Source organism: Deltaproteobacteria bacterium (assembly GCA_011375175.1).
GTDB lineage: Bacteria > Desulfobacterota > GWC2-55-46 > GWC2-55-46 > DRME01 > DRME01.
On sequence record DRME01000042.1, the window covers coordinates 1 to 8,353 of the forward strand.

Sequence of the window (8,353 nt, forward strand, 5' to 3'; positions counted from 1 at the left end):
GGTTCCCTCAGACTCCCTCCAAAAACTTTTAACGCGAGTTGGTTTCCCCCTGTTTTGCCTGGCAAAACAGGGGGAAACCAACTCGTATTAAAAGTCTTTGAAGGGGGCCTGGGGGAAACTTTCTACAGAAAGTTTCCCCCAGAGTAATTAATCAGAGCTTTCCTGAAGGAATGGGGCTTCTGTGATGGAGTAACTGGTGGTGTTTACTCTGTGCCCGTTGATTCTTCGATGTCGTTATATGAGCGGAGCCGGCCTTTGAGTCTGTGCATGGTCTGGCTATGGAGCTGGCAGACCCGGGACTCGGTTATGTCCATGACCTTGCCGATCTCCTTCATGGTGAGTTCGTTGTAGTAATAGAGCGAGACGATGAGCTTTTCCTTGTCCGGCAGTCCTTCCACGGCGCTGCCGACCACGCGCTTGAGCTCGTTGAGCTTGTAGACCATGACCGGGTCCTTTCCTTCCGGGTCCGCCAGGCACTCCAGTATGTCGAGCCCCTCCTCCCTGTTTATGCCGAGGTCTTCGAGGTTGAGCACGCTGAGGCCGCTTACCTGATGGAGCAGGGCGTCGAGCTCTTCGCAGTTTATGCCGAGGAAGCTGGCCACCTCCTCGTGCTCCGCCGGGCGTCCCGTGCGTTTCTCGATCTCCATGAAGGCGTGCTCGATCTTGTTGGACTTCTCTCGCAGCGACCGCGACATCCAGTCCATGCTCCTGAGCTCGTCCATTATGGCGCCTCGAATCCTTATGGACGCATAGGTCTTGAACTGGACGCCCCTGCTTTCGTCAAAGCGCTCTATGGCTTCGAGAAGCCCTATGGTGCCGGCGCTTACGAGATCGTCCACGTCGATGTGGGGCGGCAGGTGGATGGCCACCTGGTGCGCAATGATCTTGACCAGGTGGACGTGTTCCCGGATCATCGCATCCCTCTTGGATTCGTTGAGCCTCCCTGTGTTCTCCATCATGGTATACACGGCTACCTCTCCCTCTTTAGTGTTTACGCCCCTGCGGGCCCCGGCTGCGGCCTTCACGGCCCCTGCTCCAACATCCTTCTCCAGAAAAACTGTATGCCTCCCTTTGGCCCGTTGCGCGCCGGCGCGGCGCCGAGGGTCCGGGCCACCTCCTCGTAACACCGGCTCGCCTGGCTGCGCGGAAAGGCCTCGATCACCGTCTTCTGTCTGACAACGGCCCTGGCCACGTTCTCGTCGTAGAGGACGCAGCCCAGGTAGTCGACCGATATGTCGAGGAAGCGCTCTGCCGCCAGGCTTATCTTGCGATAGACCTCGAGGGCCTGCCGCCTCGTCTTCACGGCGTTGACGAGGAGGCGGAAGTTCTTCTCGCCGTGGTTTTTGCTCAGCACCTTCATGAGCGCGTAGGCGTCGGTTATGGACGTGGGCTCATGGGTGGCCACCACTATGATGTCCTGGGCGGCGGTGTTGAAGAAGAGCACGTTGTTGGATATGCCCGCGCCGGTGTCTATGATCATGATGTCTATGCGGCGCTCGAGGTTCTCTATGTGGGAGAAGAGGGCGAGCCTCTGCTCGGCGCCCAGGTGCGTGAGCTCCTGGATGCCCGAGGCCGCCGGCAGTATGAGCACGCCCGCCGGCCCGGTGACGAGCACGTCGTCGAGCGTGCGCTCGCCGCGCAGGAGATGGCCTATGTTGTATTTCGGCGCGAGTCCGAGCAGGACGTCTACGTTGCCGAGCCCGAGGTCGGCGTCGAGCAGCAGCACGCGCTTGCCCATCTTGGAGAACGCCACGGCGAGGTTCGCCACCGAGTTGGTCTTTCCCACGCCGCCCTTGCCGCTCGTCACCGAAAGGACCCTCACGGAGTGCGACTCCGCCGGCGCCGTCTCGTCCGCCCTGTGCGCCATGTCTCTCAATGTGTACGCCTGGTCCATTCTCCCTCCGGCCTGTGATTTAGAGTCGGGACCGCGTGCCGCCTCTTCGCGGTCGCCTCAGGTGAGAAAATCGAGAATCCTTTCCCTCGTGGCCCGCTCGATATCCTCCGGCACCCGCTGACCGGTGGTGAGGTAGGCCACCGGCTTTCCTGACATGACGGCGGCGTTGAGCACCGGCCCCCTCACCCCCGCCTCGTCGAGCTTGGTGAAGGTGAGCGAATCGAGCGGCAGGCGCGAGAACTCCCGCACCGTCTCGTAGAGGACCGAGTCCCTCGATGCGGCGCTGAGCACGAGGTTGAAGCGCAGCCTTCCGTCGATTCCGGCGAGGCCGGCGAGCTCGCCTATGTGCTCGCTGTCCCTGTGCGCCCTGCCGGCCGTGTCTATGAGCACCACGTCCTTGTCCCTGTGGGCCCTGATCAGCCCCGCGAGCTCTTCGGGGCCGCCGGCAACCTCGACGGGCACGCCTATGATGCCGCCGTAGGTCCTGAGCTGCTCCGCCGCCGCGATGCGGTAGGTGTCCATCGTGAGGAGCGCAACACGTCTCTTGCGCTTGAGGGCGTATATGGAGGCGAGCTTGGCGATGGTCGTCGTCTTGCCGACGCCGGTGGGCCCCACGAAGGCGAGCGCCCGGCAGCCGCGCTCCCCGCCGGAGGCGGGCCTGCCCAGGGGATCGCTCACGGATATCTTGCCGTAGAGCACGCGGGCCACGAAGGCCCGGAGCTTCCCCTCGTCGGCGGCGGCCTCCTTGCCGAGCCTCGAAAATGTGTAGACCAGGACCTTCTGCGCAAGCCTGCGGTCAAGGCCGTTGGCAACGAGGTGGTCCTCGACCCTGGCGAAGCTCTCGCCCCGCGGGGCGTTGCGGTTGAGGAAGAGCTCCCAGCAGATATCCTTCAGCTCCTTGAGCTCCGCTTCTATTTCGGAGATGTCCGCCGCCGTAGCCGTGCCGGACCGCTCCCGGCCTGAAGCGGTAGCTGCGTGCCGGGCCGCCGGCGAGTCGTAATCCACGGCCGCCACCACCTCGTAGAGCCCCGAGCCTCCGAGCCCCCTGGTGCTCATTATGAGGGCCTCATCGCCGAACTCGGCCTTCACGGCCTTCATGGCCTCGGCTACGGAGCGTGCCGTAAACCTCTTGATATGCATAGGGAGTCACCACCTTCGAGCGTTGAGTTCATCGACGGCCTGCACGCATCCCCTCCTCTACAGGCCGACCACCTTGAGCGTCTGGACCCTGGCGTCGCTTGTGAGCTCGCTGTGCGAGACCACGGGCAGCGTGGGGAAGGGCCGCTCCGTGAGGCTGCGCACGAACCTGCGGATCTCCTGCGAGACGAGCACCACCGGCTGGTAGCCCAGGCTCATGGCCTCCTCGACGGCCTCCCTTATACCCTGCAGCACGGCCTGGGCCGCCGAGGGCTCCATGGCCAGGTAGCTTCCGAGCTGGCTCTGGCTCACCGACCCGGCGATCCTCTCCTCCACCTCCTGGCTCAGCGTCACGGCCCTTATCACCGAGTCGGCGTCCTGGACCGAGCGCGTTATCTGGCGCGCAAGGCTCATCCTCACGTACTCGGTGAGAAGGTCGGCGTCCTTGGTGACGGCCGCGTAGTCGGCGACCGTCTCGAGGATGGTCTGGAGATCCCTTATGGAGACCCTCTCCTTGAGGAGGTTCTGCAGTACGCGCTGGAGCCCGCCGAGCGTTATCTGGTTGGGCACCAGGTCTTCCACCACCTTGGGATAGACCTTCGCCACCTTGTCGAGGAGCCCCTGGACCTCCTGGCGGCCGAGCAGCTCATGGGCGTGGTTCTTGATTATCTCCGTTATGTGTGTCGCCACGACGGCGGCGTGGTTGACCACCGTGTAGCCCATGAGCCTGGCCTTCTCGCGCTCCGAGTCGGGCACCCACAGCGCCGGCAGACCGAAGGCCGGATCGCGCGTCTCTATGCCGTCGAGGCCCGGCTGGGCGTTGCCGGGGTCGATGGCCAGCGAATAACCGCCCATGAGCTCGCCCCTTGCGACCTCGAAGCCCCGGACGAAGAAGACGTACTCCGTGGGCTTCAACTGGAGATTGTCCTTTATGTGTATGGAGGGCACGACGATCCCCATCTCGTCGGCGAACTGTTTTCTCACGGCCTTTATCCTGTCGAGCAGCTCTCCTCCTTCCGATGCGTCGACCAGCGGGATGAGCCGGTAGCCCACGTCCAGTCCGAGCATGTCCACCAGCGGCAGCTCTTCGCTCTCCTCGGCCGCCGGCCTTGCGGCCTCGGCCCGCAGCTCCTCCTCGCGCAGCCTCTCCTGCTCGCTCTCCGCCTCGGCCCCCAGTGTGCGGGCCACGTAGGCCATGGCACCCGTGAAGGCCGAGAGGGCGAAGAAGGCGAACTTGGGGAGCCCCGGCACGAGGCCGAAGAAGAAGAGTATGCCCGAGGCGATCATGATGGGCTTGGGGTTGACGAGGAACTGGCGTCCGAGACTCGTGCCAAGTCCCGCCTCGCTCGACACGCTCGATACGAGTATGCCCGCGGCGGTGGAGATGATGAGCGCCGGGATCTGGGCCACCAGCCCGTCGCCCACTGTCAGCAGCGTGTAGGTCACCGCCGCGTCGCTCATGGACATGCCCTGCTGGAGCACGCCGATCACGAGTCCGCCCACGATGTTTATGAGCGTTATCAGTATGCCCGCAACGGCGTCGCCGCGCACGAACTTGCTGGCGCCGTCCATGGCCCCGTAGAAGTCGGCCTCCCGGGCGATCTCGTCGCGGCGCCGCCTGGCCTCGTCCTCCCCTATGAGCCCGGCGTTGAGGTCGGCGTCGATGCTCATCTGCTTGCCGGGCATGGCGTCGAGGGTGAAGCGGGCGGCCACCTCGGCTATGCGGCCCGAGCCCTTGGTTATGACGACGAAGTTTATGATCACCAGTATGGCGAAGACCACGAAGCCCACGGCGTAGTTGCCGCCGACGACGAAGTTGCCGAAGCTCTTTATGACCTCTCCCGCCGCCGAGGGGCCCTCGGCGCCGTTGAGAAGGATGATGCGCGTGGAGGCCACGTTGAGCGAGAGCCTGAAGAGCGTCGTCACGAGCAGCACGGTCGGGAAGGTGGAGAACTCGAGGGGCCGGGCTATGTATATGGCGAGAAGCAGTATTATCACCGCCATGGTGATGTTGAAGGTCAGGAGCAGATCCAGGACGAAGGGCGGGATGGGCAGGATCATCACGGCCAGTATGCCCACGATGCCGAGCGGCAGCAGGTACTCGGAGCCGCTCCTGAGCCTTCCCATGCTCTCTGTCGTCGCCGTAGTCATCGTGATCTTCCTCGCCGCGCCTCAGCGGATGCGCCTGTTCTTGAGCCTGTAGACGTAGGCCAGCACCTCGGCCACGGCCTTATAGAGGTTGAAGGGTATCTCCGAGCCTATCTCGACCGCCTTGAAGAGGGCCCGCGCAAGGGGCTTGTTCTCCACCACCGGCACGTCGTGGCTGCGGGCGATCTCCTTTATCCTCTCGGCCACGAGCCCCGAGCCCTTGGCCACAACGAGCGGCGCCTCGGCCTTCTCCCTGTCGTAGCGGAGCGCGACGGCCAGGTGCGTGGGGTTGGTGACCACCACGTCCGCCAGGGGCACTTCCTGCATCATCCGCCTTCTGGCCATGGAGCGCTGGATGCTCCTTATCCTCGCCTTGACTATCGGGTCGCCCTCGGTCTCCTTGTGCTCCTCCTTCACCTCGTCCTTGCTCATCCGCAGCTTGCGCTCGTGGCTCCACTTCTGGTAGGCGTAGTCGAGGGCCGCGATGACGGCGAGCACCCACAGCGTTCGAAGCACTATCGTGAAGGAGACACCGCTCATGAAGACGAGCGTGGTTGCGGTGTCCACGTCTACGAGCGAGGGTATCCTCTCCCACTCGCTGCTCACGGCCTGATAGACCACGAACGTGAGGACCGACACCTTGACGAGGTTCTTCACCAGCTCGGCGAGCGCCGTGAGCGAGAAGAGACGCTTTGCGCCCTGCAGCGGATCGAGCTTCGAGAGGTTGGGCGCGAGCGGTTTCGTGGAGAGCACCAGACCGTTCTGCAAGAGATAGGCGGCCACGCCGAAAAAGGGCACGAAGAGCATGGGCAGCAGTATGTAGAGGAGCTCGCCGGCGGCTCGCCTGAAGAGCACGTAGAGCTGCTCCGGCGTAAGCTGCGTGGCCGGGATGGCCCCAAAGGAGCTCTTCATGAATCCCGACATCTCCATCATCATCATCCTGCCGAATAGGGTCAGCAGCGCCAGGCCGCCGAGGACGACGAAGAAGGTGCTCACCTCCCGGCTCGTGGCCACGTTGCCCTCGCGCCTGGCCTCCTCGCGCCTTCGCGATGTAGGTTGTTCTGTCTTTTCCCTGTCGTCGGCCATCTCTACATCACCTTCATCAGATAAGAGAGCCTGTGCCAGAGCTCATCGAAGACGCCGCTTATCTTCGCCTCCATGTAGGGAAGCGAGAGACCGAGCACGAAGAACCCCGCCATGATCGTGACGGAGAATCCGATTACGAACATGTTGAGCTGCGGCACCGTCCGAGCAAGGATGCCGAGGGCGAGGTTGGAGAATATGAGTGTCGCCATGACGGGCGCCGCGAACTTCACGCCCAGTATGAAGATGTCGCGCGAGTAGTGGATGACGCCCTCGAAGAAATCGGTCGTGAGCGCGAGTCCGTAGGGCGGTATGAGCTCGAAGCTCTTCTCGAGCGCCATTATTATCATGAGGTGGCCGTTTATGCTCAGGAAGACGAGCAGCGTAAAGAGGCTCATCAGCCTGCCGAGCACAGTGACCTGCGCCGACGTGTTGGGGTCGAAGACGTTGGCCATGCCCAGCCCCATCTGGAACCCGGCGATCTGGCCCGCGAACTCCACGCCCGTGAAGACGAAGCGCACAACGAGGCCCAGGGCCGCGCCGACGAGTATCTCGCCCGTCACGCTGACGGCGAGCTCCGGCAGCGTGGCCGGCATGGGCACATAGCCCATGAAGGGGACGAGGATGAGCGTTATGACGAGTGCAAGCCCCATCTTGAGCTGAAGCGGCGCCGAGACGGAGCCGAAGACGGGCGCGGCCATGAGCACGGCGCCCGTGCGCACGAGCACGAACAGAAAGGTCGGCATCTCGGCTATCAGGCGGTTTACGAGCTCGTTCATCGTCGTCTACCTTATGTACTCCGGTATGTTCACTATCAGCCCCTCGGTGAAGGAGACCATGACGTCCATCATCCATGGAAACAGGACGAGAAGGGCTATGAACACGGCTATGATCTTCGGCACGAAGGTGAGCGTCATCTCCTGTATCTGCGTCACCGACTGAAAAATGCTTATGGCGAGGCCGACGACCATGCCCACCAGCAGCACCGGTCCGCTCACCATGAGAACGACCTCGACGGTCTGCCTGCCTATGGACGTCACGAACTCCGGTGTCATGGCGTCTTCCTCCCTATCTCCCGGCCCGCCCTTCACCGTCCCCGGCGCCGGTCAATAAAAACTCTTCACCAGCGATCCCACCAGTATGTGCCAGCCGTCGACGAGCACGAAGAGCATGAGCTTGAAGGGCAGCGAGATCATGACCGGCGGGAGCATCATCATGCCCATGGACATGAGCACGCTGGCCACGACCATGTCGATGACCAGAAAGGGGATGTAGATGAGAAAGCCTATCTGAAAGGCCGTCTTCAGCTCGCTGGTTATGAAGGCCGGTATGAGCACCCTCGTCGGTATCTCGTCGACCGAGGCCGGCTTCCCCGCCCTTGCAAGCTGCAGGAAGAGTTTCACGTCGTTTTCGCGCACGTTCCTGAGCATGAACTTCCTTATGGGTTCGAGACCGTTTTCAAGCGCCGCGCTCTGCGTGATGCGTCCGTCCATGTAAGGGGCCAGCGCCCTGGTGTTTATCTCCATGAGCGTGGGGCCCATGACAAAGAGCGTGAGGAAGAGCGCCATCCCCACGAGCACCTGGTTTGGCGGCGCCTGCTGCACGCCCATGGCCTGGCGCAGCAGCGAGAACACGATGATGATCCTCGTAAAGGAGGTCATCATTATGAGGATGGCCGGCGCGAGGCTCAGGACCGTAAGCAGTATAATTATCTGTATGGTCGTCGACAGCCCCTGCGGCCCCCCTTCCTCGCCTCCTATGGTGAGGGAGACGGCGGGCAGGGTGAAGGGGTCGGCGGCCGCCGCTCCAGCCCAGACCGCCACGGCCAGCACCGCCGCGGCCGCCGGCGCAAGCGTCCTCGCCGGCGAGCCCCTCACCGTCCCGCCTCCCCGTCTCGCCCGCCCCGCAGGCCGAGCCTTTCCTGGAGGACCTCCACGAAAGAGCCTTCGCCGCCTTCCTCGAAGCGCCTCACCCGTTCGAGGGACTCGGCCCTTTCGAGGCGGGTGAGAAGCGTTATGGAGGTGGGCGTGAGTCCGAGCACGAGCAACTCTCCGGCCACGTCCACGATGGCGATGTTTCGGCGCTGCCCCA

The 8,353-nt window shown here is 63.2% G+C and carries 9 protein-coding genes; all 9 read right to left on the minus strand.

The window, feature by feature from the left end; all coding sequences use genetic code 11:
- Positions 1-203 precede the first annotated feature (203 nt).
- Positions 204-959: a FliA/WhiG family RNA polymerase sigma factor gene (locus ENJ37_02745; GenBank protein ID HHL39403.1), complete on the minus strand. Its 756-nt coding sequence runs from the start codon at positions 957-959 to the stop codon at positions 204-206.
- Between the two features lie 62 nt (positions 960-1,021).
- Complete coding sequence (locus ENJ37_02750) at positions 1,022-1,894, minus strand: MinD/ParA family protein (protein ID HHL39404.1); 873 nt, start codon at positions 1,892-1,894, stop codon at positions 1,022-1,024.
- 57 nt (positions 1,895-1,951) lie between these two features.
- The gene (gene flhF / locus ENJ37_02755; protein ID HHL39405.1) at positions 1,952-3,034 is read right to left on the minus strand and encodes a flagellar biosynthesis protein FlhF; all 1,083 of its coding nucleotides are present in this window, start codon (positions 3,032-3,034) and stop codon (positions 1,952-1,954) included.
- Positions 3,035-3,091: 57 nt separating this feature from the next.
- Positions 3,092-5,182 carry a flagellar biosynthesis protein FlhA gene (gene flhA / locus ENJ37_02760; GenBank protein HHL39406.1) on the minus strand — a complete coding sequence of 697 codons (2,091 nt, stop codon included), beginning with the start codon at positions 5,180-5,182 and terminating at the stop codon, positions 3,092-3,094.
- Between the two features lie 21 nt (positions 5,183-5,203).
- Complete coding sequence (gene flhB / locus ENJ37_02765; GenBank protein ID HHL39407.1) at positions 5,204-6,265, minus strand: flagellar biosynthesis protein FlhB; 1,062 nt, start codon at positions 6,263-6,265, stop codon at positions 5,204-5,206.
- A gap of 2 nt (positions 6,266-6,267) precedes the next feature.
- Positions 6,268-7,041: a flagellar biosynthetic protein FliR gene (gene fliR, locus ENJ37_02770; GenBank protein ID HHL39408.1), complete on the minus strand. Its 774-nt coding sequence runs from the start codon at positions 7,039-7,041 to the stop codon at positions 6,268-6,270.
- A 6-nt stretch (positions 7,042-7,047) separates the two neighbouring features.
- Entirely contained in the window at positions 7,048-7,317 is a 270-nt protein-coding gene (gene fliQ, locus ENJ37_02775) for a flagellar biosynthesis protein FliQ (protein ID HHL39409.1), read from the minus strand.
- A gap of 51 nt (positions 7,318-7,368) precedes the next feature.
- A complete protein-coding gene (fliP, locus tag ENJ37_02780) occupies positions 7,369-8,091 on the minus strand; it encodes a flagellar biosynthesis protein FliP (protein ID HHL39410.1) in 723 nt (240 codons plus the stop codon).
- Between the two features lie 44 nt (positions 8,092-8,135).
- Positions 8,136-8,353, minus strand: a 218-nt coding sequence (locus ENJ37_02785; protein HHL39411.1) for a hypothetical protein, incomplete at its 5' end; no start/stop codon positions are given.

Bases quoted from the DNA above. Each gene is read 5' to 3' on its own strand.
- ENJ37_02745 (HHL39403.1), bottom strand. From the start codon at position 959: ATGATGGAGAACACAGGGAGGCTCAACGAATCCAAGAGGGATGCGATG.
- ENJ37_02750 (HHL39404.1), bottom strand. From the start codon at position 1,894: ATGGACCAGGCGTACACATTGAGAGACATGGCGCACAGGGCGGACGAG.
- flhF (HHL39405.1), bottom strand. From the start codon at position 3,034: ATGCATATCAAGAGGTTTACGGCACGCTCCGTAGCCGAGGCCATGAAG.
- flhA (HHL39406.1), bottom strand. From the start codon at position 5,182: ATGACTACGGCGACGACAGAGAGCATGGGAAGGCTCAGGAGCGGCTCC.
- flhB (HHL39407.1), bottom strand. From the start codon at position 6,265: ATGGCCGACGACAGGGAAAAGACAGAACAACCTACATCGCGAAGGCGC.
- fliR (HHL39408.1), bottom strand. From the start codon at position 7,041: ATGAACGAGCTCGTAAACCGCCTGATAGCCGAGATGCCGACCTTTCTG.
- fliQ (HHL39409.1), bottom strand. From the start codon at position 7,317: ATGACACCGGAGTTCGTGACGTCCATAGGCAGGCAGACCGTCGAGGTC.